Here is a 26,328-nt window from a genome sequence, read left to right as displayed (position 1 = left end):
CCAGGAGAGTGGGCGATGGGTTTCAGGCTGAAGTACGACGGTCAGCTGGACAAGGTACCGGACTGGCGCCTCAGCGCCCGTGACGCAGCCCAGGTCCAATTCGATCTCGAACGCCTGAACCCGACAAGCTGGTGGGGTCGGCTCCGCGCTGCCGTGTGGCCAAGCCTCCAGCGCTTCGTCCTCACGCTGCTGCAGACGTTCCTGCCTCGCCTGCGCATCGGCCGGCTGCTGATCCTGACCAGGTTCGCGGACATCGAAACCGTCCTGAACCGCGCCGACGACTTCGTGGTCCCCTTCAAGCCGGACATGCGCGCGCTCAGCCCCGGTGCGACCTTCATGCTCGGACTGCCCGATCCGGAACACATGCGACAGCACGATGCGGTGTCGCGGTGTCTCCAAGATCCGCAGCTCTACGAACAGCTGTTGAACGATACGACGGCGAAGGCGCGGTACCTGCTCGAGAGCTCCGGCGGACGTATCGACGTGATGCGCGACTACTTCACCCGGGTCGCCGCAGAGACGGCCATCACCTTTCTCGGGCTCGAAGTCGACGACGTCGACGGCTTCGCGGACTGGACCCTGGCGATGTCCGCCGTGATCTTCGCGGACCCGTTCGGCGACGCGGCGATCCGTGAGCTGTCCCAACATGCAGCATGGCGCTTCGGCGGCTTCGCCGACCTCGCGATCAAGACGGCCCGAGCCGGCAGGGCGCGTGGTCTCGTGCGGGAACTCGTGAACCAGCGCGTGCTCGACGACGAGGAGATCCGTGCGGTCCTGTTCGGGCTGGCGGTCGCGCTGGTGCCGACGATCACGCTGGCAGCCGGCAACGCCCTGTCCTACCTCCTGTCGGACCCGGACGCTTGGCAGAGCGCCGTCTCGGTCGCGGACGTGCCGGGCGAGGAGTTGCAGCCGATCATCGCCGAAGCGATGCGCTTGCGGCCGCCGCTCAATCCGGGTCAGTTCCGCTACGTTCCCGTCGCGACCGAGTTGCCGCGACGGGGCTGGTGGCGCACCCGCGTGCCGTCGGGTACGGTCGTGCTGGCCGCGACCGCCCAGGGCTTGCGCGATCCCCGCGTCTATTGCCGGCCGCGACGGTTCAGCCCGCGGCGTCCGAGACCCAACGCCCGCCTCGTCTTCGGGGACGGCATCCACACCTGCATGGGCGCAATGGTGGCGATGCGCCAACTCGAGAAGCTGTTCGCCGAGCTTCTGCGCCTTCCCGGGCTTCGTCGGGCGATCGGACCGGATGGTCTGCTTCACTCTATCACGCCCTTCCCACGACGCCTTGACATGACGTTCACGCAACCCCGCGAGCCGGCCGGGCATGCGATGACGACCATCCTGGTTCCGCTGCCCGAGGCTGAAGCCGGACGCGTTCGCGCCGAGCTGTCGAATCTCGGCAATCCCGCCAAACAAACCGTCCGCGACGCTTTCGACGAAGCCGGCATCGTCCACTTCGTTTCGGTTAGTGCCGTCGATGTCGGCACAATGCAGAAGGCGGACTGGCGACTGGTTGTAGAATTCAACTGCGACGGGACCCACGAGCAGGCGGCAGCAAGGGTGGCCGCCTTCGCACCGGCAGGATTGCGGGAGGTGATCAGAGCCGCCGGCCATGATCCGGGCCGGGAGGGTCTGGCCGGTTTTCTGCTCCGCCACCGTCTGCAGGAGAGCTTCAGTCCTTTCGGCAATACCGGCTTGAGCTACAACGGTAGCCGGGATTTCTCGGCCCGGCAGATAACGCAGCAGCGCGAGTTGGCTGCCTTCGCCAGCGATGCGCTCGATCTTCATCTCCAGCTCAACGGCGGACAAAGTGATCGGCCGATCGCCGCGCTACGTTTCGTCAGGCAGTTAATCCTAGGCGCGGTCGACGCGAGCGACCAGACGGTGTCGACGACGCTTCGCGACCAGCTCGCGGTCCTCCAGAAGCGCGGTGGCACCCTGCGTTCGATGCTGTTCGTGCCGAGCCGCAAGCGGCTAAGCTTCACCGACTGGCAGGACCGTTCATGGCTTGCGGCCGCCTGGGCGTATCTTTGCTCCGCCCAGGGCCAGCCAGCTGTTTTGGCGATCATCGCGGCGCTTCTGATCACGATGACGCTGAGCTGGGCAGCACTCCCCACCCCGGCGACAGTGCTCGGCTGGTTCGGCGTCGCCACGACCGTCCTGCTCGTCGGCGTATCGAGTCTGGTCGCCTTCCTCCTCGTGATCGGCGGCGCAGCCTACGTCGCGCTGCGTCGCCTCGAGGACAGGGACCGGCCGGACGAACGGGATCCGGACTTTGCCTTGCGCAAAGAGATCTCGCTGCTCGAAAACGCTCCAGGTTACGCCCAGAATCACATCCTGGCTTGTTCGGACATCAAACCCGGGCCGTTGCGACGGCTGACGTTCGCGCTGGCGATGTGGGGCATCAGTTTCTTCGTAGAGTATAGAACTCGCCCCGGTTTCATCCTGGACATGGGCACGATCCACTTCGCGCGCTGGATCAGGATCGACAAGCCGGAAAAGCTGTTGTTCCTCAGCAACTACGACGGCAGCTGGGAAAGCTACCTCGAGGACTTCGTCACCAAGGCTCACCAGGGACAGACCGCAGCCTGGTCTCACGGCGAAGGCTTTCCACGCACCCGCGGATTGGTCGGGGAGGGCGCGAAGGACGGGGACCGCTTCAAGCGCTGGGTCAAACGGCAGCAACGGCCGACCCACTTCTGGTACAGCCGCTACCCGGAGCTTACCCTCGACCGCGTTAGACTCAACGCCATCATCCATCATGGCCTCGCACGAGCCGCGAGCGACAGCACGGCGCGTCAGTGGATAGCCTGCTTCGGCTCGCTGCAGCGCCCGCAGGCCATGATCGAAACGGGTCAGATCCAGTCACTGGTGCTGCATGCCACGCCGAACCGCCCGGACGGTTGCTACCTGTTCGTCGCTTTCGGCGATAGCACCTCGCGCAGACGCGAGTCGCTGGCCGGCTTGCTCGCGGGAATGGCGCATCTGCCTGCCATCAGCTTCGGCGAGTGCATCAGCGAGCGCACGGGGAACTGTAGCTTTGTCACGTGCGGCTTGTCCGCACGTGGACTACGCGGGCTCGAATTCGGGGACGTGGATCAGGTGGACGGTCTGGCGAGCTTTCCCTTCGCCTATGTCGCCGGCATGCGGGCGCGGGCCAATGTGCTTGGGGACGTCCATCGCGAGACCGGGTGGCACTGGGATGACGATGAACTGCACGGCAAGCCGATCGACGGCGTCTTGGTCGTGAATGCGGTCGATGCCCGAACGCGCGACCTCGCTCAGGAGGCCATCGCCGAGTGGCTATCGGCTCACGGCGGTGCCATTCACCATGCCGTACGCACGCGGCCACCGACCGGACAACCACGGAGCCGCGATCACTTCGGCTTTCGCGATGGCATTTCACAGCCCGCAATGCGTGGCACCGCGGCGGCGGCGCGCAAAAAGTCTGCCAACGATCTGGTCGAGGCGGGCGAGTTCGTGCTCGGTTACGTCGGCAATCAGGGCTACCCGGCTCTTGCAATGAAAATCTGCCTGGAGCGCGATCCGGCAAATCAGCTGCCGGACGTCAGCCAGGATCCGTCCCGCCGCTTCCCGAGCTTCGACAAGGGAGACGTGTCTTCGCCGTTTCGCGATTTCGGGCGCAACGGAAGCTTTCTCGTGATCCGCCAGATCGTCCAGGAGGTCCCACGCTTTCAGGAGGCGATCTCAGAGCAGGCTGCAATGCTCAACGACCGCTACCCCAACCTGTCCGGCCTGGTCGGTCAGAAGGTGGATGGGGATTGGGTCGCCGGTAAGATGATCGGGCGCTGGCCGGACGGTACACCGCTCGTCGAAAGAAGCCGACCAAGCGGCCATGTCGCCCATCCTACCAATGACTTCTCCTTTGCCGCCGAAGACCCCCGCGGCCTTGCCTGTCCGCTCGGCGCACATATCCGCCGCTCAAATCCACGCGACAGCCTTGAACCGGATGCACCCGGCTCGATCAGCGGGAGCAACCGTCATCGCATGCTGCGTCGCGGGAGACACTACGAGATTGAGGGCGAGGGCGGGAAGATTACCGAACGTGGCCTCATGTTCACCGCTATCTGCGGTGACATCGAACGCCAGTTCGAATTCGTGCAGCAGAACTGGATCAACAATCCCAACTTCCACGGGCTCGAAGACGAGGTCGATGCCATTGTACCCTCGGCCGGTCGTGCCGGGCGATTTACCGTACCCACCGAGGCGGGTCCGATCCGTTTTCAGCATCTGCACCAGTTCACCCGCGTCGTTGGTGGCGGCTACTTCTTCCTACCAAGCCGGGCGGCACTGTCGTTCCTGTGTGGCGAGCCTACTGCTTCGCAGGGAAGCAGCTCGCCACTGAAGGCCGAGTGGCAGATCGCCCGTTCCCTTCCAGACGTGGCGATGTGAGCAACGCGCACCAGATTGAACAGGATCGGCTCGGACGCTGTCCACCTTGATGATGAGCCCCGAAATTGTCCCAGGGCTCGACGCCGATGGCGTCGATCGCGAAGTGTGCGGATGGGAGAAGACGAGCTGCCATGCATCCAGGCGCATCGAACTCGAGGGCTCCGATAGGCTGGCCGCAAGCAGGTCCCCCCCGGATCGTCGATCCGCACGCCCTCGGAGCTGGAGCGGTTTTTGGCAGAGCGCTACTGCCGAACCGCGGAAAGCAGTCTGCTGCCATTGACGGGCCATCGCTGCCTATTCGTTGCACTGAAGGAGGACGGTCCGCTGCAGCCCGGCGTAGCGATGCACGAGGCCGGCTGCCCGATATTCCTCGTTCGCCATCATCGCAAGAAAGTGCTTTGCAGATGGGTAGCGCACAAGCAGCACCTTGTCCCAGTCGGTTTCCGGCGTGCCGGCCATTCCGATGAACACATGCTCGACCCCACCGTCATAAAGCACCTCCGCTCGGCTTATCGCACCAACCGTGACAGTAAATATCATCTGATAGCGTTTGTACGCCTCCTCGCCTGAACAGTCAGGCTGGCCGCTGCCTTCAGGATAGCGCGCTCTCTCGCGGAACTTAAGCAAGTTAAGCATAATCACGGGGCGGTCCAAACCAGCGTCTCTTAAACCGCGAACTTGATCAGCTGTCGGATCGATGCTGCAGTCGATCATTTTGCCTCCAACTCGTGCCATATGTGACATAGACAGATCAGCGTAAGTCTACGCAAAAACCCAGATACTATTAGGCTCGTAGTAGGCAAGCATGACTGGAAGACAAGCCTGATCCGCATATGCCAAACTTTGCTAAGCTGTTTGCCGTAGCCAACATGCCCGCACGTTGACGCGAGGCGTTCGACGCGAACGACGATCACCATTTGATCCAGCGGAAGAGTACCAGGCGGGCGAGCACCGTGCAGCTGAGGACTGCGCCGCCGTACCATACAACGACATACAACGGGTCGTCGTGCCAGCAGCTCCACGCGAACGCGAACGCACCCCAGCCGGCACTGCCGAAGCCAGCGGCCCATGCTACCAGTCGCGGTTTCGTCGGCGCTGCACGACTGGCCAGCATTGTGAGCATCAATGCTATCGGCAGCGCGTAGACCAGCGTCAGGGCGGCGCACTTCACGCCTTCGTGCCATTGCAGCCGGGCCGCGAGGCCATGCGGCATCTCCATTGAATTGCCGAAAACAACTGCGACCGCGACCAGCGCAACGCTCGCCAAGGCCCACCACCACCGCCGGGGCGCGCCAGCCGGGTCGAGGGCCAATACAACCGCCGTGCCTCCGGATAGCGCCAATGAAAAGCAGCTCGCCATCTTCCACCAGAACATCGTGCTGTTCATCGCGGCTAGCAGGTCAGGCCGCGGCCGGGCCATGCTTAGGATGAGGACAAGTTCAACGGCGGCAAGGGCCAGCACAACCATGCCATCACGCCCGGCGCAGCGTACTTGCACAGGGGCAAGGTCCGCGACGAGGCTGTCGACAAGTGCCTCACTCGATGACCTTTTAGCCAATGCGATCATCTCCGTGCTCTCCGGCTCGTCTGGCCAATCGAACCAAACCCCTGTGGATGTTGACTTTGACCAGCGCCGTACCTTGTCCGGTCGCCATTGCTGCTTCTTCGATGCTGAAGCCTTGCAGCTTGACCAAGCGGATGACGCTCGCTTGTGCCGGCTTCAACGTCTCGAGCAGTCCGAGAACAGTCGCGCCGATCGCCGCGTATCCCGTATCGGCCGTTACCATGCTTTGGTACCGCGTCGCCCTCAGGAAGCATCTCGAGAGGGCGCGCGGTCATCGATCGCAGCCGGTGGATCCATTTGTATCGGGCGATCGCCGCAAGGCACGGACCGAAAAGTCGCCCATCACCATAGGTGTGGCGTCCGGGATGGAATGAAATCAAAACGTCCTGAACGGCATCATCGTCACTGTCTGGATCCAGGCGGCGGCGATAGTAGCGTTCGAGCCACGTTTGCAAATCGTCGAGCAAATGCCGGTAGGCAGGACCATCGCCGGCTTGCCCGGCGATCATCAGCGTGTCCCAAGCGCGGGACACTCAGATTCCTGCATACCATTCGTAGCCACGGTCTTCCCAATAACCGCCCTTGCCCAGCTCCATATGCGCGAAGCTATCGACCGCTTGAATGCGCATGACGTACTTGGCATGCTTGTAGCCGAGCTGGCGTTCGATCCGCATTCGACATGGTGCTCCGTGGGCGACGGTCAGCGGTTTGCCGGCCATCGAGTGGGCTACGATCGTTTGAGGGTGAAAGGCGTCGTTGAGGTCGATACTCTCGTAGTAGAGGCCGGTAGATTGCATCCCGCCCTTCGATACCTCACCACCGTAATTGTCGGCGCAGTGGAAGACGATGTACTTCGCAGTCGGTAGCAACCCCGCAGCCTTGAGCAACGGCCCAAGTTGCGGCCCGCTCCATTGCCCGATCGCACTCCACCCCTCGACGCAGTCATGTCGGGTAATCTGGGTCCGGGCGGGTAATCCGCGCAGTTGCTCGATCGACAGCGACGTCGGCCGCGCCACCAGTCCGTCGATCTTGAGCCGCCAATTCCTGAAGCCTTCGTCGACGTGCCGCCGGTAGACATCATCGGTCGGGTCGGTCGAACCGTTCGCCTTGAACACCGGCGAGATATCGGCAGCGCTGAACTCTTGCGCCAAAGTCCGACCGCCGATCAACCTCTGCCAGCCGTAGGTGGCATTTTCCGCCTTATCGACGAAGGTGTTGGCTCCCATCGAACTCGACAGTCTGTCGCACCCGGCGAGAACCAGGCCGCCGGCACCCACGCTGATCAGCGAACGTCGGGTAAGGATTGTCATGGGCGGCGCTCCTTGCCGACATCATACCGTCCGGTGATCATCGACCGCATCTGGTTCCACGGTCCGGCCAGGACGACCATCAAGACATGGACGACGATAAAAGCGACCGTCAGGTTGGTGACGATGAAGTGGATCGATCGCGCCGAGGCTCGGCCACCGAACAGGCTCGGCAAGGCCCCGCCCAGCGCGGCATTGAAACCAGGGGACATCGACAGCCCGGTCAAGATCATCAGCGGTAAGAGCACGAAGACTGTGCCGCCGTATGCGATCTTCTGGAGGATATGATAGTGCTTGTCATCCTCGCCACGCGGGAACCGCAACTTGGCGTGATTGGCAATGTCGCTCCAAAGGTTTTGCGGGGAGAGCTCTTTGAGCCGCGGCCAGACATCGTTCTGCAAGTGACGCGTGAACAAGCCGAAAATTAGATATACGAGTCCGCTGACAATGAACAACCAGGCAAAGAAGAAATGCCATCGGCGCGCGGTCGCGAGATCGCGGTCTGCCGGGAAGGTGACCCAGCGCGGGAATGCTTGTTGCTGAACTTCACCGTCAGCGTCGGCGTTTGTGCCGAGAATACCGCTGGTATCGACCGACAGCGACCCGAGACGGGTCGTGCCCATGACACGGCCGTCGGGCTTGTCCATCGCGCCGATTTCAAGCCAGCGGCGGCCGACGTCGGCGTCGGCTCCGTAATTTCCCCAGTAGAGCGCCGGATGGGCGTTGAGGATGTTGAGACCGCTGGCCAGCAAAAAACCGATGCAGAGCGCGTTGATCCAGTGGCACAGACGCGTGAGGAAACGGTGACGGTAGTATACGCGGCCAACTTCCGGCGGGGGCGCTTCGGCAACTACAGGGGTGTCGGCGACAGGGGCCATTGTGCGTCCTAAAACTCGGCGCCAATCGAACGAATGCGGGCGATGAGGTAGAACGCAGCCCTCATCGCCCGCAGGTTTGCGCTTACTGCGGAGCCGGAGCGTCGTGCTTCATCGCATCCGGCTTCATCGAATCGTGCTTCATCGCATCACGCTTCATCATCGCGTCGTGCTTCTTCATCTGTGACTTGGTCATCTTGGTCTTGGGAGCCATATGATCCGACGCCATGGCGTCGTGCGTCGCCATGGCGTCGGCGCTAGGAGCCTTGGTCGTGTCCTGCGCCATGGCACCAGTGGCACCCAGCGCAGCGACGGCTGTGGCAATCATCAGAGTCTTGTAAGTCATGATCGTCTCTCTCGTGTTTGGCCGCTTGCCCCAACGGCAAGCGGCGGGGGTGAAAACTTGGTTCAGCCACGAACCGCGGCGATAATGGCGCCGCCAGTCGGCTGGACTAGAACGGCAGTCGATAACCCTGCCACAGGTGGCGAAAGCTTGTAGGTTCGAGGCGTGCCCTGCCAACTGCCCAGCTTGACCAACTGGCGCACGACATTGCGATGGCCGAGCGTGCGGCCATCGTTCTCGCCCGCCTTGATCGCGACCTGTATAGTTCGCGGATCGTAACGCACCAGCCAGACACTGGCACCCTGGACGGGAGCAGTCCCGGCACCGACCGAGACAGTATCGCCAGTCAGTGTTAACGACGGCGCATTCGGTCGCGACGCCTTGGCAAGTAGGGCTTCGATCTCGCTCGCCCGCGCCCCCACGACGTCGTGACGGCCGTCGACGACCACCTGCGGCGTCCAGACCTGATCGTGATGAAGTCCCTTGGCATAGTCCCACTGCCGCTGGGTAAAGGCGGGCGTAGCGAAGCTATCCTTCCAGCCGAGTTGATCCCAATAGGTCACCGCGAAAGTCAGCGCCAGTACGCCGGGGCGGTCTGCGATCGCGGCGATATTCTTCAACGCGGGCGGACACGAAGAACAGCCTTGGCTCTGATACAATTCAACGATCGTCGGATGCGCTGCATCGGCGAGCGCCGGCGCGGCGATCAAACCCGCGATGGCAGCCATGCTGGTGAACGATAGGGTCATCACGACACTCTCCGAAGCTCTCAAGGCCATCTTCGGCGGCGACCAGGTCAAAGTTACAACTTTCCGATCTAAATTCCGTCGCGTCCTGATCTCAAGCCGGTATATGTTATGCACGTGAGCACCGAGCGGCGTTTACAAAAGTGCCAACTTTTTGCTCTGCCCAGCCCCATTTGCACGATACAGGCCAGCTTGCGTAGTGTGACCTCAATGAGTTGTTGCCGGAACGCAACCCTGACAAACACTCTTATTGCTGTGCTTACAATGGGTACCTGCGTTTCCGCGGTCCGGCGAGGCGGGGTGGTTGGCTATGCAGCAAGAAAAGCACGGTCGTGCGATGTTTAGGGGGGAAAATTTAGAGAAAATCTTAAATATCAAGCTTGATAAGCGCCGGATCATCCACATGGACGGTTGCCGCAAGAAGGGGACTGGTCGGAATCGCATGGCAAGACGGTCTGCCGACCAACTCGTAGGGCGATACGGTGTTCAAGATCACGCACGGCGTTTGACGGATGGTGGCTCGCCTGATGCTTAAAGGTCGGGGGCTTGGCGAGATCGGCCTCCGGGGACGGCGGTTGGCGCATCGTCGGATAGCGGAAACGTCGTCGTGTAACCCGCCGAGGCTCCGACCCGTACATGGACCGACAAGGAAACAGGGTATGATGGCTCCGCTTATGTTCGGCACCGGTATCGAAAACAGCATTCCAACGGTCAAGGGCGGGATTGTGCGGGTCGACGAGATGGCGAAGTGCGACCACTACCGGCGCGGGCGGGAGGGCTTCGCACTGCTCGACGAGATCGGCGTCGGCTATCTGCGCTACGGGCCGCCGATGCGTACGACCTTCCGCGGATCCGGCCGCTATGAATGGGAGTTTGCCGACGTGACCTTTGGGCATCTAGTCCGAACCAATATCGTGCCTATCGTCGATCTGTGTCATTTCCCGCCGGGGACGGTTCGCCATTGACTCGGGCTTCTACGGCGGGGTTATCAAATCAATAAGGCAAACCAACCTCGCGGGCTGACATCCGGTTCGGAGCCCGTGAACCGATATCGGAAAGCCTTGCCCCAAGGGCGGTGCCGCAACGCCTTCCAGCCCACAAAGGACGAGTAATGGCTAAGCACCCCATCGGCATCATCGGCTTCGGCAAGATCGCGCGCGACCAGCACGTCCCGGCGATCTCAGCCACACCCGAGTTTGAACTCGTCGCGGTGTCCAACGTCGGTGGCGGAGCGGCGCCGGAAGGCGTGCCCGCTTTCGCCAGCTATGATGAGATGCTCAACGCGGTCCCCGACCTCAGCGCCGTATCAATCTGCACCCCGCCTGGACCGCGCCGTTCGATCGCTGCCGCATGCCTGGCGGCGGGTAAGCATGTGCTGCTCGAAAAGCCGCCAGCGGCGACTGTAACGGAGGTCGGCGACATTGCCCGCCGTGCCGAGGCGGCCGGTAGGGTAGCCTTCGCCACGTACCACGCCCGGCACAATGCGGCCGTCGAGCGGGCCGCCGAGTTGCTGGCTGGCAAGACGCTTAAGTCACTCTGCATCAGGTGGAAAGAAGACCTGCGGCGCTGGCATCCGGGTCAAGACTGGATCCTAGGGGCAGGCGGTCTAGGCATCTTCGATCCCGGTATAAACGCCCTGTCGATCGTTACCCGTATCCTACCCGAACCCGTATTCGTGAGCGCCGCAGAGCTGTTCGTTCCAAGCAACCGCCAGATGCCCATCGCCGCCAACCTGACCTTCAGCACCGGCCTTGCCACCGATGAGCAGCTGATAGGTGAGTTCGACTGGCGCCAGACCGGGCCGCAGACCTGGTCTATCGATGTCGAAACAGTCGATGGCACCAAACTCACGCTCGACAACGGCGGCTCGCGGTTAGATTGCGGTAAAGGGCCGCTCTTTGAGGGACCGGCTGATGAATATCCTAGAATCTACAAAGAGTTTGTGCAGTTGCTGAACGGGCTCAGGTCCAATGTCGACGCAGCGCCATTTCAGCTGGTCGCGGATGCGCTCATGCTTGGCTCAAGAACTACCGTCATGCCATTCGACTTCTGATCTGATTCTACGAAGCAGCCGGGTAGCCGAAAACAGCGTTTAAGAATCTTGGTGAACTGTGAAGCTTTGAAAAGTCGGACTGACGCCCGGCGGACGCTTGACTGGCGCGGACGTAGCGTCAGCACCAAGCCAACATCCTGCTTAAGATATGACTGCGTTAGCCTTGGCAGGCATGGGTAGGTCCTATCTGCAAGGCCTTGGCGGCAGACTTGCTCCAAGATCTGTCCGGGGACGGCAACGCCGACCGGCACTTGTGGATGGCTTGCATTGCACACTTCCTACTGATCTCGCTCTTCTTCAAATTAAAAATCATCGGGCCGGCAGCGACTGTGCGAGGACATTGCTTACTGTCGGCCGAACCCATAGAGGGGGGCAGACTGCCCGTTAAGGTGATCGCAGAGAGGCATGGTCATGCGAGACCGTGAAATCAAGATTATCCCTGTTCACGAAGGGGCGCTGACAGTCGATGTCTCTGAGGACGAGATCGTCGTCGGAGGTTTTAGTGCTCAAACCCCCACGCTAACTATCGCATCGGCGCGTGAGACGGCACGGCGACTAATAGCTGCCGCTGAGCAGGTCGAGGCTCAACGCCTAATCGTTATAAGCTAGGACGATGCTGGTATGGCGATGGCTGGCCCGGTGTAAGCCATGGGGACGCCGTAGCCCTCGCCAGCGGTTCGCCGGACTTAGCAGGCCGAAAGCCCCCGGTGCCGGACTGAGCGGTATTGACGAACGAGCGGGGCTGCTCCGCGACTGGGGCCGCGTACGGATCATCAGGGGGCAACAACTATATTCCGATACGCACTGGCAAACGGTATCGCGATCGGTGGTATTCGATACAGCCGCAGCCCCGCTGAGCATCGGCAGGCTGACCGGCCATGATGGCCGCCAAGGCCGAGCGCCAGCCTCGCCAGTGGCCTTCCCTGCCAACCTCAGCGGCATCGTGATCCATAATTGATAAGACGGGTGTGCCCCCTGCGCTGGCACGGAGCAGCAGACGGACGTACGGGTGCCTATGCGCGCTTGGAGTTTGAAGCTACCCCCTCGCGTAATCACACCATTTTCAGGTCGCTTGCCCCCTGACGAAGCGCGGGATAACCCTGTGATTACGCGAGGCTAGCCCCGCTTACGCACGCTGCCGGTTAACTCTCCGGTAACTGTTTATACGATGATGGCTAAACCCGTTCAACGGCAAATTCACTCAGTTCGTCGCAGGCGACGCAGGTGTATCTGAGCAAGTACACTCAAGTAAGCATATCATTTTTAGGTCGCCACAGTTTTTCGCCTCGGATATGCTCCATGCAACCAAGTGAGCATTATGGAACACAAGCCAACATTCGATGACTTTAACGAACTGGCAAGGCGAACTGGGCTTATAGCATCGCGGCATCTCGAACGATCAGTCAAGGAGATGATCGGCGTTAATGCCGCAAGCGGACGGCTTAACTCTGGGATGACCGTCAAACGTGCGCTTTCGTTGTTAGAAGCAGCTACGATTGAATTGGTGGACGACAGTCTTGCCGAGCTAAAGCGCTTCCGTTCAAGGAGTAATCTTGATGCTGCTGAACTCAGACACCTGACGGGCCTATCACTCACCGAAACTTACAAAACAATGAGCCTAGGTGTATTGACGCTAGTGAAGAGTATTAATCTGGGTCCCAGCGCTGTCACTGTCTTGGATGATAAGATCAACGATCAATGGGAATATATCAGATTTCGGTTGCGTCAGTCCAACTTAGGCGTTGACGAATTTATCGCTGTTGATCCACAACCAATAACAAATAATACTATCCATGCGCATGGCATCATTGGCGGAATGCAGCAGGGAACGAGCCGATCAACTATGACGATAGAAAATCACCTTGACAACGTCGCGATAGAGCGGGCGGTCAAAGCTGCCGAAGACGCGCTCATTGGTTGCGATAATAGTCCGTTGCGATCAGACGTCGAGGGCGATCTAGCGACAATCAAGGCACAGTTACAGAAGCCCAGTCCCGTAGCCTCAATTCTGCGAGAAACAGGGAAGAGTCTGCGAAACCTAACCGAGGGCGTCGCAGCAGGGTTGCTGACAGCCCCCGCTCAAACAGCGCTTCTTGCGCTCGCGTCAATCAGCGGCGGCTGACCGAGGTTTGCCAGCCCGCATAACGTTCACATAAAGGCCATTAGCCCGGAACGCGGGCGACCACCTTGATCTCGAAATCGAAGCCAGCCAGCCAGTTCACGCCGATTGCTGTCCAGGTGGGAAAAGGTGCCCTGTCGAAGATCGCGTTCTTTACGGCCATGACCGTATCGAACTGCTTTTCAGGATCGGTATGGAACGTCATCACATCGACGATATCGTCGAAACCACACCCGCCCGCTGTTAACGTGGCCTCGAGGTTGGCGAATGCCAGCCTTACCTGATCTTCGAACCCCGCCTCCGGCGAGCCGTCGGCGCGACTCCCAACATGGCCGGATACGAACAAGAAATCATCGGCCCGTACGGCGGCCGAATAGCGGTGCGCATCGTAGAGTGCGTGTCGGCCCGCAGGGAAAATCGCGTCGCGTGTCATATGGAAGTTCTCCTAGTCTTTTCCTGAGCCCGCTCCGGCGACTACCTCGACACACCGAAGCTGTTCAGATACGGCGCGTATGTTCAACACCTGAATTTGCGTGCTGTCAATTGAAATACGCAACGTATCTGAAAGGGAGGGGGCTGTTGGTTGTGAAGCGTCGAATTGATACGATGGAGGAGAACCGCCTCAAACTGATCGCGGCGGGCCGACGCGCGTTCGGTGCGAAAGGCTTCGCCGCATCCTCGATGGACGAACTGACCGCCGAGGTCGGCCTTACTCGAGGCGCGCTGTACCACGGCTTTGGCGACAAGACGGGCCTGCTCGCCGCAGTGGTAGCCGAGATAGATGGTGAGATGGCCGCACGGGCGTTCCAAGCCGGAGTGAGTGCAGGAGATAACTGGGAGCGGCTGATGATCGAAGGATCGGCCTACATCGGAATGGCGATCGAACCCGAGGTACGGCGGATCGTGCTGTTGGACGGACCGGCGTTTCTGGGCGATCCATCACGGTGGCCAAGCCAAAACGCCTGCCTACTCTTGACTAGGCAGGCCGTGGCCGAGCTGATCCGCGAAGGCGTCATGGTTCCCGTCGACGTGGAGGCTGCTGCCCGGCTTCTCAATGGCGCGGCACTCAACGCGGCACTTTGGGTCGCCGCCAGTGACAAACCTGAGTCCGTCCTTCCGGACGCCATCACAGCGTTCCGCTTGATGGCGACAGGCCTGTTGGCGGAGCGGCTGTGAATAGGAAAGGAGACGGGCGTCGAGGGCGGTGCCGCGGAACGGCCCGTTGCGCCGTCAGGATCGCGGCAGCCAAACACCGGCGTCATCGGATCAGGCAATCGGCTCAACGTGACAACGAACCTCGCCAACCACCGATCACGCCCAAGGCCGAATGAACGCAAGGTTCCACGGCGCACTGGAAACGGACCTAGCCCTGTGCTGTGATGGGCGCGCGAGCACATCCGATCACCTAAATCTGCACGGGCTCACCCAGGATGAGATCGGCGCCGGGCCGAGACTTGCAACGAAGGCATTCGCCCGGCAGGCACGACGCTGTGACGACCGCCGCGCGCAATAAAGATTTGAGTCTTTGCTCGCCGCTCGCCAGCTTGGCCTCAGCTTCTTGGCTGCACTGGTGCAAAGGATCGCGGGCCGATAGCTCGAGCCGTTGACGTTTCTCTTCGATCGGCAGTGGTTGGATCAGTTAGGCCAAAGATTAACTCGCGGTCCTCGGAGTCTAGTCAGCGTACAATCGAAAATGGACTCGATCCCCTCCGCGCGACCGTTGTGTTTTCAATAAACCGAGATGAGCAGTTGCGGCCAAACAGCCGATGCGGGCGACCTGACACGCAGCAGCCTTCGGATCAGACCCTGAAGGTTCCAGAATTTGCATCCCGCTAGGCACTCACGCCCGCGCTCAATCGGTGCCCTCCAGCAGGGACATGTAGTTGCCGTAACCGCCTGCTTCCATTTCGTCGCGAGGGATGAAGCGAAGGGAGGCCGAGTTGATGCAGTAGCGAAGGCCTCCCGCGTATTGCGGACCATCGTCGAAGACATGGCCGAGGTGGCTGTCGCCGTGTGCCGAGCGAACCTCAGTGCGAACCGTCCCGAGCGAACGGTCTTCGATCTCGATTACGTTAGCCGGCTCAATCGGCTTGGTGAAACTTGGCCAGCCGCAGTGGCTCTCGTACTTATCCGTGCTTGTGAACAGTGGCTCTCCAGACACGACGTCGACGTAGATTCCGAGCCGCTTGTTGTCGAGCAGCGCCCCAGTTCCAGGGTGTTCGGTACCGTTCCGCTGAGTGACGCGATACTGCTCAGGCGTGAGGGCCGCGATAGCGGCCTCGGACTTGCCATAGGACGTCATGGTCAGCTCCCTCTCTCTTACATCGATCACAAAGCCGGTATCCCTGCGAACCCCGAATAGGAGGCAGTTCGGTTCGCAGCGAGGCACTTGGTGCGGGTCACAGTGCGCAGGGATGCCAGGGTTAGCCAATTAGGCCGGAACGATCGACGTGAGGGACCGTCGCTTTCAGATTTCACTGCGATCTCTCCAGATGACCACCGGCGCCAAACTCCACGGCGGAAAGGACCTTGTCACCGAACGGATCGTCGCCGCGGCTACGGTACCGGACAAAAAGCGCCGCCGAGAGTACCTGGGCGGGAACCGCCTCCTCCATCGCCGCCTCGATCGTCCGCTGTCCATCACCAGCATCGCCCACGCGGCCGTTGAACCGCCGGAGATCGCCATCTTCCGCGAAGGCCGCCGCGATCAGGTCGAGCAGCTTTGATGAGATGATGCTCCCGCGCCGCCAGACCTCTGCGATATCGGCGAGGTTGAACTGGAACCTCACCTCGGACGGCAGCTTCTCGGATGCACGGCCGCGAAGAATCTCGAAGCCTTCAGCGTATGCTTGCATCAGTCCGTACTCGACGCCCTCTTGGATCATTCCGACGAAATGACCAGCGCCTGCCGGACCGACGTGAACGTATCCTAGCTCCGCACGATCGTCGCGACCGAGGCGACCGTGCGTGCGTGCGATGTCACCGAGGCCCGGTGCCAGCGAGGCAAGAATCGGATCAAGCAGCTCGACGGCCGACGCGTCGCCGCCGATCGTCATGCACAACCCGCGATCTCCGGCCGGGCGTGCATTCGAGATGCCGACATCCACATAGTGAAGGGCCCGTTGCCTGCATGACGCAGCTCTGCGGATGTCGTCTTTGTAAAAGGTATGGCCGCCGTCGACTAGAAGGTCGCCGGGATCTAACAGGTCGAGAAGTTCGGCGATCATTATCTCGGTCTCTTCGTCGGCTGGAAGAACGATCCATAGTACGCGCGGCGACGTGAGCTGCGCCACTAGGTCGATCAGCGACGTAGCGGCCATGGCACCGTCCCCCGCCAAGATGCCGACAGACTGGGGATCGTGGTCGTACACCACGACCTCATGGCCGCCCTGCATAAGGCGACGGACGATGTCGATTCCGGCGTGCCGCAGACCGATCAAAGCGAGGCGCATCGGAACTCCTACTGCCATGGGACGCAGACGATGCCGTCCCCAACCCCTCAGTCGGATGCCGGACGGTGGAACTAGCGGCTTGGAAGGTCGGGCTGCGCTATGACTGGGCAGTTGATGATCGCGTGCGTTGGTCGCAAACCGCCGAGAAACGCGTTGCCCGGTCCTGCAGGATTTATCGATGCGCTCGTGACGAGGCCCTCCTTGATCAGCGCCTTGAGCTCGTCGAGCGAACGGATCCGCCTGACCTTGCCTGCCGCGATCGCCGCCGGCGTCCACATGCTCACGTGCGCGTCCCATAGCGGACTGTAGTTGTTGCTCGGCGAGCGCTCCTCATTGCGGGGTGGAACCGGAAACACGTTGATAGGGTCAATGCCCTTGTTTGCGAGGGAGGTTGAGAACCCTTGATCCTCGCCCGAACCCTCATCCGTGCGTCCGTTGAGCACCGGTGAGAAACCCAGGAGTGCAGAATCATCACCGGGCATCGACTTTCCGAAGCCGGGAACGGCCGCCAAGCGTGGTGTGAAGACGCCCTTCTCGAGCACCGCCGGCAGGTCGGCGGAGACATCCGTCACGAGATGATAGTAATACTGTTTTCCGGCCTGGAACCCGTCCAGCAAGGACATGGTCACGGTACGCTTTTCGAGATCTATCGATTTCAAGCGGTCATGGGCCCCCGACGCGTTCTGCACAATTTGAACGTTTAGGACGATGCCGTTCGGTAGGACCGCCATTGATGACCATTCTGAATCCCCTACGGCACCGGGCCTAAATGACTTTGGCGGAAAGAACGTCGGCGCGGCACCGGGTGTCACTTCGTAATTGGGCGAAAAGTCGACGGTCCCCTTGAACTGCATCACGCCGTTGCTAATGGTAACCGGCTGCGCACCTGCCGATCCCGCAGCCTTGGACATCTTAGGAGCGTAATTCAAACCCATCGACTTCGCGACATCGTAGTCGGAAGCGTCCGTGATGATGTAGAAAACGTCCTCGCCTCGCGGTGAAAGCCCCCGGTACAAGGGTAGAGTCACCTGCGCCGCACGGTAGGTGAAGTCGACAGCCAGGGCGCTCTTGACGAATACATGATCGCTCGTCTTGAACTGCACCCCATTCGCGACGGAATAGGCTGGTCGTCCGGACTCCTTGGCTGCCTCGTCCTGCAACGCTGTGATATCGGTCATTGCTACGGCGCTGCTGGTCACCCGAGCCATTGCTGGAACCGAGATAGTGAGCAGCAGGATGCCAAGGATATCGCGCGTTCTCATGTTCTACTCCGACATCTGCGGCTTCCAGGAGAGAAGCGCTCAATTTATCTGTGCAACACCGGAACAGGACTCAAGCAGATGACGTTCCGACCTCAGATCGTACGACCCGACTATGCGCAAGCGCCGCCGGATTTGGTCCGTTAAAGCTTAAAATGCCGCCGTGGCGTCCGGACCGTGATCTATGTCGTCGGCGAGCTGCGATCCCGATGTGTGGCCACGGTCGAAGCGGCGCTCCGTCGGTCGGTCGAGTTTGCGGCACCGGAAAAAGATGCACATCTGCGCATCGTAGGCGTCAAGCATCGACCGAACGAATGGTACTCCGCTTTGCCGCGACCTCGATAAGTCCCGTCGGAGAGCACCGATCCGCCATCCGGGGACGCTTCGCGGATGTAGATGCATGCGATTGCGCCGCACGCGGCGAGGATGCCATGGATGCGCATGTACGAAGGCTTTGGGAAAGTTCGTGACCTCCCGAACACTGTGCCCACGGGCATCGAGCCCTAGGTGCCCGCCTCACTGCGATCGAGCCAGTTGCGATATTCGAGCGCGTCCGCACGCTGCCGCCTCGCGTGTGGGTGATCATATTCCTGCGGCCAAATGGTCGGAACGACCAGGCACATGCTCTGGGTCGGAAGGACGGTGCACCATTGCTCCATAAGATGCTTGTACGCCTTCCCGACAGGACGGATGTTGCGGGCGAGATCGAAGAGGCCAACCGGGTTGACGTTGCCGTTGCTCTCGCGGAGGGCGGTGTCCCAGTCGATCTGGTCCGTCAGCGAGTACCAGGTGAAACCTAGGATCGGAACACCGTCGTTGCGCACCCGCAGCACGTTCGCCCACTGCTTCCAGAGCCAATCCACGGCCCCCTCACCGTCGCCACCGTCGTTGAAGTTCGTCTCCGTATGCATGACCGGTAGCCGATAACGCTCATGATACTGTTTGGTTATCGCGTCGTAGCCGATCACCTCGCCTGAGGCACGGCTCTCGCCGTCCATCATGACCCGATGCTCGTTTGTCCAATAGTAGTCATTGCCCATAATGCAGTGAGGCTTGAGCCGCTGGTTCATGAAGAAGTCGTATTCGTCACGGCTCATGCCGTTGTCTCCAAGGTATTGGTACATCCCGGAATCGACGCGCTTGCCGTAGTTCAGATCGAGGCTCAGGAACCGCATGGAGTTCAGCATCTCGGCTTTGGCGATGGCAGTTGGTCCCTCGGCATGAAAGTACTCAGAGGACTCGGATTGGATGAAGATTGCGTCAGGGCGAACTCTCAGGATAGCGCGCATCGCGAGAACGTTCGCACGAACAAGGTTCTTCAGCGCAGTTACGAAGGTCCGATCGGTCTTACCCTCCTCATTCCACCATCCGAACTTTCCGGAAAACAGCGCACAAATAAACATCTCGTTCACCGGCGTATAGAACTGGATGAATGGATAGCGTGAGGCGAAATCCATTGCATAACGCTCGAAAAGCCTCGGGAAATCGGAGTTTTGAAAGTTGCCGACCCAGTCAGGCAGGCCGAAATGGCAAAGGTCGACGATTGCAACGATGTTCTTGCGGTAAATCTCGGCAAAGGCGAGATCAGCGAACTCCCAGTCATAGCGGCCATCGCCAAGCCAGGTGCGATGCAGCGGCGGCCCATAACGCAAATAGCTGATCCCCATCTCCTGAACGAGAGTGAAGTCGGTTTGCCAATAACGATAGTGCCCGCAGCTCTCGAGCTCGTCGATCCGGGTGCGGCCGCCGTTGATGGTCGGATTGGAGTTCTCGATGCCCGTAGCGAACATGAAGGCCTTCGGCATTTCGGACGTCTCCTATGAATCTGCTACCGGAACTGGCGACCTGCAGAAGGGTCCACCAGACTAACTCCAACGGCCTTCATTCGCGGCCGGACCGCTTTCGGTTACTCGACGCGGGGCGGAAACGGTCGCCGGCAGTGGATGCAATGTGGCTCAAACGCCGGCGGGAAGCCCGCCCGCCTGGAAATAGGAGCCGTCGGCTCACGCGGCTTCGGCCCTGGCAGAACGCGGCCCGATCGTTCGCTCCGTTTCCTCCGCAAGCCATCGATCGATATCAACCGGTTCGACTCCGAGTTGCTGCAGCACGAGCTTGGCGACGTCGAGACCAGCGGGAATGCTCCTGTCGATGACCGTCAGCATGCCGATTGAGCTGAACTGCCGCGCCTCGGCCTCATTATGGACGATCACGATGCGCGTGAGCGAAGGATAGAGGTCCAGCATCGATGACGACAGCTCGTGCGAAACGTCGAACGAGGGCGTGGTCAGAACGCTGATGCGTCGACCGTGCAGAGCAATCGGGCCCCAAATCCTCGGATCGGCGAAATCTCCGAAACCGACCTTGTAGCCGTCCGCTACCGCCTGCCGTAGACGACGTTCGTCGCGTTCGATGGCTGCGTAATCGATCCCGAACGCGGTAAGGGCGTCGGCGAGTGTCCGTCCTGCGCTGCCCATGCCCGCGATGAAGACCGGCTCGATCTCAGCGCGAGGTTGCAGTTCCGGGTCGGGCAAGGCCGGCCTTCGGGATCGCATGCATCCGGCCAGGAAGCGTCCGAATTCGGCCAAGGTCGGCGTTGCGCCAAGGCTGATGGCGACTGCAGCGATCAGAAGTGCGCTCGTACTTTCACCAACCAGTTGCCGGATCGGAGACAGGCTCAGGATAACGAACGCAAATTCAGAACCTTGCGCGAGCAGGAAGCTCAACTGAGTTGAGCCCGGAACCGACCATCGGAAAGAGAAACTGGCCGCGGCATTTGCCGCTATCTTCGTCACGACGAGGAGCGCGGTCACACCGATCAAGGCAGGCCAGACCCGCAGCAACGTCGAGACATCGATCGACAATCCTACGGCGATGAAGAAGAAACTCAGGAAGAGGCCGCGAAACGGCTTGATCTCCGACTGTACTACCGCGCGATAAGGCGTCTCTGCGATGATCATGCCTCCAAGGAATGCGCCGAGGGTCAATGAAAGCCCTAACGCACCGGTGGCCCACCCTGCGGCCAAGGCGACGAGGAGCGCGATGCCGGTGAATACCTCCTCATTACGACTTCGCGCGATCATGGCGAAGGCGGGCCGTACCGCGAAGCGGCCTATCAGCAGTGCTACCCCGAACGAGGCTGCCGCCTTGATCAAGGCCAAGCTCAGGGCAGGCAACAAGGATGCGCGACTTTCGAGGGCGCCGGCGACAATCAACAGGAAGATCGCAGCGACGTCCTGAAAGATGAGGATCGCAGTCGCGGTGAGGCCCACGGGGCAGTTCTGCTGGTGGCGCTCAGCGATCAATCGTGCAACTACCGCCGTCGATGAAAGCGCGAGCGTCGCACCGATGATCAGCGCGGCGGCAGGCGTGGAACCTGCCAAATAGGCCACTCCGGACAGCGCGACGGTGCCAGCCAGTACCTGGACCGGTCCCAAGCCGAATATGTCCGCAGCATGCGTGCGGATGTGTGCGAACGAAAAGTCGAGTCCGACGTCGAAAAGAAGGAACACGACCCCGAGCCCCGCGAGGATCGCGATCGTCTCATTGTCGAGCACGGCATTCAGACCTGCGTACCGCAGCCCGAGCCCGAGCACGAGGTATCCCACGATCGGACTCAGGCCAATGGCACGTGATCCAACGGCGGCGGCGACCCCGAGCGTCAACAGCACGATCACCGGGAAAAGCGCAGTCAGGAGTTGAGCGTCGCCCATCCAGAATCCTCGCTAGGATTAGAACTTGAGAATGGCATGGCTTTCCCGAGATCTCGGAAAGGCGTCTTCGCGAGAAGCCTGGGTTCAACGGCCGGGCTGGGTATGGCGGCGGTTCCGCAGTTCCGTCAACGACGTGCCGAGGAGCCACCAGCACGCGGAAAGCAGGACGATGTCCTTGAGAAGGAAGGCGCCGGGAAGCGCGGAGAGCGCAGGCGTGCCTTCATAACCGGACTGGATGACGCCCGGCGTCGTGAACATGCAGGAGATCGTCAGCAGGAACGACCAGACGCCCATAGCGCTCCCAATCACCGACAAGCGAGGGTGTAACAGCCGGCCAGCGATCAGAAGTCCTGTCGTGACCTCGAAAACACCCAAGAAGATGGCGCCGCCAGCTACGCCGAAGATCTTGTAGAGCCACGATATCAGAGGGTTGTTCGAGATGATCCCTACTAGACTCTGTTGCTCGAAGCTCAGGAATTTTAGCCCGCCGAACCACAGGAACACGATCGCGAGCGCTGCGGTGATGGCCCAACTGCCAGACCGCGTGACATGGTCAGATTGCTTGATCGTCCGATCAGGCGAACTGCCCTCGTCGGCGCCGTGAACCTCAATGCTCGCCATTACCGTTGCCCCTGCTGGAAGTGGACGCCTTGAACAGAGACCATAACAGAGACCGGGGAGCGCGGGGGGGCATCGGCGGTGCAGTAGAGATGCCCACGCGTTTGGAGCAGCAAAGCCCAAAAATCACACAGGAAAAGCCGATTGCCGCTGCTGATCGCCGCCCAGATCACGGGATCCGACAACCCGATGCTACCGGGCTCTGACAGCTGGATAGAAAGCGACAGCTATCGCTGTCCAGTCGGCTAAACGATGCGAAGCGCTTTGCCACCATCCAGCACGGCATGATGCTTGACGGCGTACTCAACGTCCGCCTGCCGTCCTGGTGCACCGTGAAGGCGCAATGCACCGAGTGCATCGAGCGCCGCATCAGGCGGTGGAAGCGAAGAGTTTATCGAGGCCATGCAGGCTCGCCTCGACCGGAGGCCGGACGCCATGCGGGTCCGACGACGCGCGGTCGAGCACGTCTTCGGCATCATCAGAGGCTCAATGGGACGAAGCCACTTCAAGACGCGGAAGCTGAAAAGCGTCGGAACCGCGAATGGCATCCACGTCCTCGCCTGCAACATCAGGCGCGGCCATCGCGCTCATCGGAATGGCAAGGCTGACCGCAGCAATGCAGACCTGAACGAGACGCTCGTACGCGCCGCTACGCTTTGCAACTGCGCTTCTCACAAGGCCACACCGAAACGCGACGCAAGGTGCCTACCGTATTTCTGTGTGCCAATATTGTACCGATGCCACTAGGCCAGACTGCGTCCGAAGGTCGAGACCGCCTCGGCAATTGCGTCGTACACGGCGTCGAGATCGTCGTCGTCGATGCAATAGGGCGGCATCACATAAACGGTGTTGCCCAGTGGTCGCAGAAGAACGCCGCGCCGGGCGAACAGGGCCATCAGGCCTGGGCCGATCGACGAGAGATATTCGCTCGCTGGATCGCCGATCTCGAATGCCGTGATGGTGCCGATCTGCCGCCCGTTTCGTACGTCCCCCATGCTCGACAAAGCTGCGAGCCGACGCGCCTGGCGCCCGGCGAGGTCCGTGATGCGTCCGAGCACCGGCTCGTCACGCCAGATTGCCAGGTTCGCATTGGCAGCAGCACAGGCGATCGGGTTGGCGGTGTAGCTGCTCGAATGGAAGAACATGCTGGCCCGGTCGGTCGACCGATGCGCCAAGAAGATTTCGGCGGTGGCCAGCGTCGCGGCGAGCGGCAGGGAGCCCCCGGTCAGTCCCTTGGACAGGCACAACAGGTCGGGCACGATACCCGCCTGCTCGCACGCCATAAGCGTGCCGGTCCGGCCCCAGCCAGTCATAACTTCGTCGGCGATAAACAGCACGCCGTAACGAGTGCAAACGGCACGCATCGCGGCGAGCGTCACGGGGGCATAGATCAACATGCCGCCCGCCCCAAGGACCAATGGCTCGACGATCAACGCGGCCGGCGATTCTTGGCTTCTGCACAAGCGTTCTAGCTCGTCGAGCGTCGCCTGCTCGTTGCCGGGCGACGGGAAGGGCAGCGGAGCGACATCGAATAGCAGCGGCGCATAGGCACGGTTGTAGACGCCGCGTGCACCCACCGACATCGCGCCGATCGTGTCGCCGTGATAGCTCCCGGCCATTACGATGATGCGGTGGCGTGGCCTGCCGATGTTGAGCCAGTAACCGAGCGCCATCTTGAGGGCGACTTCGACGCTGGTCGAACCGCTGTCCGAAAAAAAGACATGGGCGAGTTGCGGAGGCAGCAACGCGACCAGCCCCGCCCCCAGCGTTTCCGCTGGCTCGTGGCTCCATCCGGCGAAGATGATTTGATCGAGATGGCGCGCCTGTTCCGCAATGGCCGCCATGATCCGCGGATGGCAGTGCCCATGCGTGGTCACCCACCAGGACGAGATCGCATCAACGATCCGCCGCCCGTCCGCGGTGAAGATCGCCGCGCCTTCCGCATGGCTGACCATCGGGATCGGTTCGTTCAGGCCGTGCTGGGTAAATGGGTGCCAGATCGGCGATGTCATTCGCAAAAGTTCCTGATATTGAAGTGCGCCGCGAAGGCGTGGGCAAGGTTACCAGCGGTCAACTCGGCGAGATGCGGCAGGCGGCCCAGCCTGGAAACCGCGCCAAGCTGCGCGATAACTGTTTCGCTATCTTCATTGGGGTCACCAGTGAAGGCGATCCCGCGAATCTCGATCGATCGGCGGCGTAAGGCCTCGATCGTCAAAAGGCTATGGTTGATCGTGCCGAGGCCGGTCGGCGCCACGATAACAACCGGCATTCGCCACATCGCGAAGACGTCGACGAAGCACAGATTGCCGGTCAGCGGTACCAGGGCTCCGCCGGCGCCTTCTACAATCAGGCGGCGGTCGGTGATCGGCAGGCTTAGCGATGCGGGGTCAATCGCCATGCCGTCGAGAGCGGCGGCGCGGTGCGGCGAGCAAGGCGTACGCAGACGATAAGCCTCGGGGTGGATGCGGTCCTTCGGCAAGCCCGATAAGCGGATAACGATCTCGCTGTCCGTCTCCTCGTCAAGCCCTGCCTGAACCGGCTTCCAGTAGGCACCGTCTAGCGCACCCGTGAGCGCCGCAGCGAAGACCGTCTTGCCGACGCCGGTGCCGGTACCCGTGATGATCAGCGTCATGCAAGAGCCTTTGCTAATGCTTCGGCGAGGCTGTCGATCATCGCCTCGTCGACATTCAGGGTCAGCGAAATCCGCAGCCGCGATGTTCCAACCGGCACCGTCGGTGGACGGATCCCTCGGACGTCGAAGCCTGCTTCGGCAAGGCGGCCCGCGATAATCATGGTTCGGGCGTCGTCACCAATGATCAACGGCATGATCTGGGTGCCGGTAGCGCATGCTCCGAGCGGGCCGAGTTGGCGCGACGCATGGGCGATCAGGGTGGTAAGCCGCGTCCGGCGCTCCGGCTCGTCCGCAAGGATCCTGAGCGCTCCGCGTACCGCTGCCGCCATCAACGGCGAGGGCGCTGTCGAAAAGATAAAGCCGCGACCGCGGTTGATCAGGAAATCGCGAACGACATGCGGTCCGCAGACTAGCGCGCCTTCACAGCCGAGTGCCTTGCCGCAGGTGTGCAGCGTGATGATGTTGTCGCGATCGGAAAGCTCGGCTGCGAGCCCGCGTCCGGCTTGACCGAAGACGCCCGTCGCATGGGCTTCGTCGACCAGAAGCATGCCGTCATGAATGGTGGCCAAGGCCGCGAACTGTCCCAGGGGAGCGCGGTCGCCGTCCATGCTGTACAGACTCTCCACGGCGATCCAGACACGCCCGCTGCCACCGTCGGTTCGCCAACGTTCGATCGCTTCGGCGAATGCCCCGACATCGTTATGCGCGGCAGCGCGGTGTTCGGCCCGGCTGAGCCGGAGTCCTTCATGCACGCTGGCGTGGATCAGCTCGTCGTAGACGACCAGGTCGTCACGCTGCGGCAGCGTCGAGAACAGCGCGACATTCGCCACATAGCCGCTTGAGAAGAATAACGCAGCCGGCGTATCGAAGAAGGCAGCTGCCTCGACCTCGAGCCGCTGGTGTTCAGGATCGTTGCCCCGTAGCAGCCGCGATCCGCCCGAGCCGACCGGCACGCCACGCGCCACGGCGTCGACAACGGCACCGGTCAGGCTCGCCGACGATGCCAGCGCCAGATAATCATTTGACGAGAAGTCGATGCCGGTGCGCGGTGATACGCAACGATAGCGTTGGCGATCGACGAGACACGCAAGGTCGGCCTCGATAGCACTTAGATCCAAGTCTCTGGCCCTCCATTTCGAATACTCACCGTCGCAAACTGGAGGTGCGTGCTGGCCGCGGTTTTCTAGCACCACCTTGGCAATTTAGAAGCAAGCGTCGGTATCATTCGCCGGCGCGG

22 protein-coding genes are annotated in these 26,328 nt (G+C 61.2%); 5 read left to right on the top strand and 17 right to left on the bottom strand.

Going from position 1 to position 26,328, the window contains the following annotated elements:
* Positions 1-15: 15 nt before the first annotated feature.
* Positions 16-4,413 (top strand): cytochrome P450, encoded by a 4,398-nt coding sequence (locus KX816_18935; GenBank protein QXQ06224.1) that lies wholly within the window; start codon positions 16-18, stop codon positions 4,411-4,413.
* Positions 4,414-4,707: 294 nt separating this feature from the next.
* Here the strand turns inward: KX816_18935 and KX816_18930 are convergent, their stop codons facing one another.
* The 7 genes from KX816_18930 to KX816_18900 form a co-directional block, all read right to left on the bottom strand.
* On the bottom strand, positions 4,708-5,127 hold the full coding sequence (locus KX816_18930) for a DUF1330 domain-containing protein (protein ID QXQ06223.1): 420 nt from the start codon (positions 5,125-5,127) through the stop codon (positions 4,708-4,710).
* A 196-nt stretch (positions 5,128-5,323) separates the two neighbouring features.
* Positions 5,324-5,980 carry a DUF1109 domain-containing protein gene (locus KX816_18925; protein ID QXQ06222.1) on the bottom strand — a complete coding sequence of 219 codons (657 nt, stop codon included), beginning with the start codon at positions 5,978-5,980 and terminating at the stop codon, positions 5,324-5,326.
* Positions 5,964-6,200, bottom strand: coding sequence for a hypothetical protein (locus KX816_18920; GenBank protein QXQ06221.1), 237 nt, complete (start codon positions 6,198-6,200; stop codon positions 5,964-5,966). The genes KX816_18925 and KX816_18920 overlap by 17 nt, the downstream gene beginning before the upstream one ends.
* A 310-nt stretch (positions 6,201-6,510) precedes the next feature.
* Positions 6,511-7,287, bottom strand: a complete 777-nt coding sequence (locus tag KX816_18915; protein ID QXQ06220.1) for a molybdopterin-dependent oxidoreductase — start codon at positions 7,285-7,287, stop codon at positions 6,511-6,513.
* A complete protein-coding gene (locus KX816_18910) occupies positions 7,284-8,162 on the bottom strand; it encodes a cytochrome b/b6 domain-containing protein (GenBank protein QXQ06219.1) in 879 nt (292 codons plus the stop codon). The genes KX816_18915 and KX816_18910 overlap by 4 nt, the downstream gene beginning before the upstream one ends.
* 82 nt (positions 8,163-8,244) lie before the next feature.
* Positions 8,245-8,505: a hypothetical protein gene (locus tag KX816_18905; protein ID QXQ06218.1), complete on the bottom strand. Its 261-nt coding sequence runs from the start codon at positions 8,503-8,505 to the stop codon at positions 8,245-8,247.
* A 62-nt stretch (positions 8,506-8,567) separates the two neighbouring features.
* Positions 8,568-9,230 carry a DUF1223 domain-containing protein gene (locus KX816_18900; GenBank protein QXQ06217.1) on the bottom strand — a complete coding sequence of 221 codons (663 nt, stop codon included), beginning with the start codon at positions 9,228-9,230 and terminating at the stop codon, positions 8,568-8,570.
* Between the two features lie 692 nt (positions 9,231-9,922).
* On the opposite strand from KX816_18900, the gene KX816_18895 reads away from it, so the two are divergent.
* From KX816_18895 to KX816_18885, 3 genes are all read left to right on the top strand, one after another.
* On the top strand, positions 9,923-10,213 hold the full coding sequence (locus KX816_18895) for a hypothetical protein (GenBank protein ID QXQ06216.1): 291 nt from the start codon (positions 9,923-9,925) through the stop codon (positions 10,211-10,213).
* Between the two features lie 146 nt (positions 10,214-10,359).
* Positions 10,360-11,301 (top strand): Gfo/Idh/MocA family oxidoreductase, encoded by a 942-nt coding sequence (locus KX816_18890; protein ID QXQ06215.1) that lies wholly within the window; start codon positions 10,360-10,362, stop codon positions 11,299-11,301.
* A 1,318-nt stretch (positions 11,302-12,619) separates the two neighbouring features.
* A complete protein-coding gene (locus KX816_18885) occupies positions 12,620-13,423 on the top strand; it encodes a hypothetical protein (protein QXQ06214.1) in 804 nt (267 codons plus the stop codon).
* 40 nt (positions 13,424-13,463) lie between these two features.
* Here KX816_18885 and KX816_18880 read toward each other — a convergent pair whose 3' ends face one another.
* A complete protein-coding gene (locus tag KX816_18880; GenBank protein QXQ06213.1) occupies positions 13,464-13,853 on the bottom strand; it encodes a RidA family protein in 390 nt (129 codons plus the stop codon).
* 173 nt (positions 13,854-14,026) lie between these two features.
* Here KX816_18880 and KX816_18875 point away from each other — a divergent pair, with 173 nt between their 5' ends.
* Positions 14,027-14,596, top strand: a complete 570-nt coding sequence (locus KX816_18875; protein ID QXQ08675.1) for a TetR/AcrR family transcriptional regulator — start codon at positions 14,027-14,029, stop codon at positions 14,594-14,596.
* Between the two features lie 676 nt (positions 14,597-15,272).
* On the opposite strand, the gene msrB is transcribed toward KX816_18875, so the two are convergent.
* From msrB to KX816_18830, 9 genes are all read right to left on the bottom strand, one after another.
* Positions 15,273-15,722, bottom strand: a complete 450-nt coding sequence (msrB, locus tag KX816_18870) for a peptide-methionine (R)-S-oxide reductase MsrB (GenBank protein QXQ06212.1) — start codon at positions 15,720-15,722, stop codon at positions 15,273-15,275.
* Between the two features lie 172 nt (positions 15,723-15,894).
* A complete protein-coding gene (locus KX816_18865) occupies positions 15,895-16,872 on the bottom strand; it encodes an NADP-dependent phosphogluconate dehydrogenase (GenBank protein QXQ06211.1) in 978 nt (325 codons plus the stop codon).
* Between the two features lie 71 nt (positions 16,873-16,943).
* Positions 16,944-18,134 carry a hypothetical protein gene (locus KX816_18860; protein ID QXQ06210.1) on the bottom strand — a complete coding sequence of 397 codons (1,191 nt, stop codon included), beginning with the start codon at positions 18,132-18,134 and terminating at the stop codon, positions 16,944-16,946.
* Between the two features lie 500 nt (positions 18,135-18,634).
* Positions 18,635-19,936 carry a family 1 glycosylhydrolase gene (locus tag KX816_18855; GenBank protein QXQ06209.1) on the bottom strand — a complete coding sequence of 434 codons (1,302 nt, stop codon included), beginning with the start codon at positions 19,934-19,936 and terminating at the stop codon, positions 18,635-18,637.
* 198 nt (positions 19,937-20,134) lie between these two features.
* Complete coding sequence (locus tag KX816_18850; protein QXQ06208.1) at positions 20,135-21,841, bottom strand: cation:proton antiporter; 1,707 nt, start codon at positions 21,839-21,841, stop codon at positions 20,135-20,137.
* 84 nt (positions 21,842-21,925) lie between these two features.
* Entirely contained in the window at positions 21,926-22,462 is a 537-nt protein-coding gene (locus KX816_18845) for a YkgB family protein (protein QXQ06207.1), read from the bottom strand.
* A gap of 740 nt (positions 22,463-23,202) precedes the next feature.
* Positions 23,203-24,471, bottom strand: coding sequence for an adenosylmethionine--8-amino-7-oxononanoate transaminase (locus tag KX816_18840; GenBank protein QXQ06206.1), 1,269 nt, complete (start codon positions 24,469-24,471; stop codon positions 23,203-23,205).
* Positions 24,468-25,091, bottom strand: coding sequence for a dethiobiotin synthase (gene bioD, locus KX816_18835; protein ID QXQ06205.1), 624 nt, complete (start codon positions 25,089-25,091; stop codon positions 24,468-24,470). The genes KX816_18840 and bioD overlap by 4 nt, the downstream gene beginning before the upstream one ends.
* Positions 25,088-26,209 carry an 8-amino-7-oxononanoate synthase gene (locus KX816_18830; GenBank protein QXQ08674.1) on the bottom strand — a complete coding sequence of 374 codons (1,122 nt, stop codon included), beginning with the start codon at positions 26,207-26,209 and terminating at the stop codon, positions 25,088-25,090. Before KX816_18830 ends, bioD begins: the two co-directional genes overlap by 4 nt.
* Between the last annotated feature and the right edge of the window lie 119 nt (positions 26,210-26,328).

This window comes from Sphingosinicellaceae bacterium, from assembly GCA_019285715.1.
GTDB lineage: Bacteria > Pseudomonadota > Alphaproteobacteria > Sphingomonadales > Sphingomonadaceae > Glacieibacterium.
This window is presented reverse-complemented; position numbering and strand designations above follow the sequence as displayed.

Coding starts and splice junctions, on each gene's coding strand:
- KX816_18935 (QXQ06224.1), top strand. CDS start 16: ATGGGTTTCAGGCTGAAGTACGACGGTCAGCTGGACAAGGTACCGGAC.
- KX816_18930 (QXQ06223.1), bottom strand. CDS start 5,127: ATGATCGACTGCAGCATCGATCCGACAGCTGATCAAGTTCGCGGTTTA.
- KX816_18925 (QXQ06222.1), bottom strand. CDS start 5,980: ATGATCGCATTGGCTAAAAGGTCATCGAGTGAGGCACTTGTCGACAGC.
- KX816_18920 (QXQ06221.1), bottom strand. CDS start 6,200: ATGGTAACGGCCGATACGGGATACGCGGCGATCGGCGCGACTGTTCTC.
- KX816_18915 (QXQ06220.1), bottom strand. CDS start 7,287: ATGACAATCCTTACCCGACGTTCGCTGATCAGCGTGGGTGCCGGCGGC.
- KX816_18910 (QXQ06219.1), bottom strand. CDS start 8,162: ATGGCCCCTGTCGCCGACACCCCTGTAGTTGCCGAAGCGCCCCCGCCG.
- KX816_18905 (QXQ06218.1), bottom strand. CDS start 8,505: ATGACTTACAAGACTCTGATGATTGCCACAGCCGTCGCTGCGCTGGGT.
- KX816_18900 (QXQ06217.1), bottom strand. CDS start 9,230: ATGGCTGCCATCGCGGGTTTGATCGCCGCGCCGGCGCTCGCCGATGCA.
- KX816_18895 (QXQ06216.1), top strand. CDS start 9,923: ATGTTCGGCACCGGTATCGAAAACAGCATTCCAACGGTCAAGGGCGGG.
- KX816_18890 (QXQ06215.1), top strand. CDS start 10,360: ATGGCTAAGCACCCCATCGGCATCATCGGCTTCGGCAAGATCGCGCGC.
- KX816_18885 (QXQ06214.1), top strand. CDS start 12,620: ATGGAACACAAGCCAACATTCGATGACTTTAACGAACTGGCAAGGCGA.
- KX816_18880 (QXQ06213.1), bottom strand. CDS start 13,853: ATGACACGCGACGCGATTTTCCCTGCGGGCCGACACGCACTCTACGAT.
- KX816_18875 (QXQ08675.1), top strand. CDS start 14,027: ATGGAGGAGAACCGCCTCAAACTGATCGCGGCGGGCCGACGCGCGTTC.
- msrB (QXQ06212.1), bottom strand. CDS start 15,722: ATGACGTCCTATGGCAAGTCCGAGGCCGCTATCGCGGCCCTCACGCCT.
- KX816_18865 (QXQ06211.1), bottom strand. CDS start 16,872: ATGCGCCTCGCTTTGATCGGTCTGCGGCACGCCGGAATCGACATCGTC.
- KX816_18860 (QXQ06210.1), bottom strand. CDS start 18,134: ATGAGAACGCGCGATATCCTTGGCATCCTGCTGCTCACTATCTCGGTT.
- KX816_18855 (QXQ06209.1), bottom strand. CDS start 19,936: ATGCCGAAGGCCTTCATGTTCGCTACGGGCATCGAGAACTCCAATCCG.
- KX816_18850 (QXQ06208.1), bottom strand. CDS start 21,841: ATGGGCGACGCTCAACTCCTGACTGCGCTTTTCCCGGTGATCGTGCTG.
- KX816_18845 (QXQ06207.1), bottom strand. CDS start 22,462: ATGGCGAGCATTGAGGTTCACGGCGCCGACGAGGGCAGTTCGCCTGAT.
- KX816_18840 (QXQ06206.1), bottom strand. CDS start 24,471: ATGACATCGCCGATCTGGCACCCATTTACCCAGCACGGCCTGAACGAA.
- bioD (QXQ06205.1), bottom strand. CDS start 25,091: ATGACGCTGATCATCACGGGTACCGGCACCGGCGTCGGCAAGACGGTC.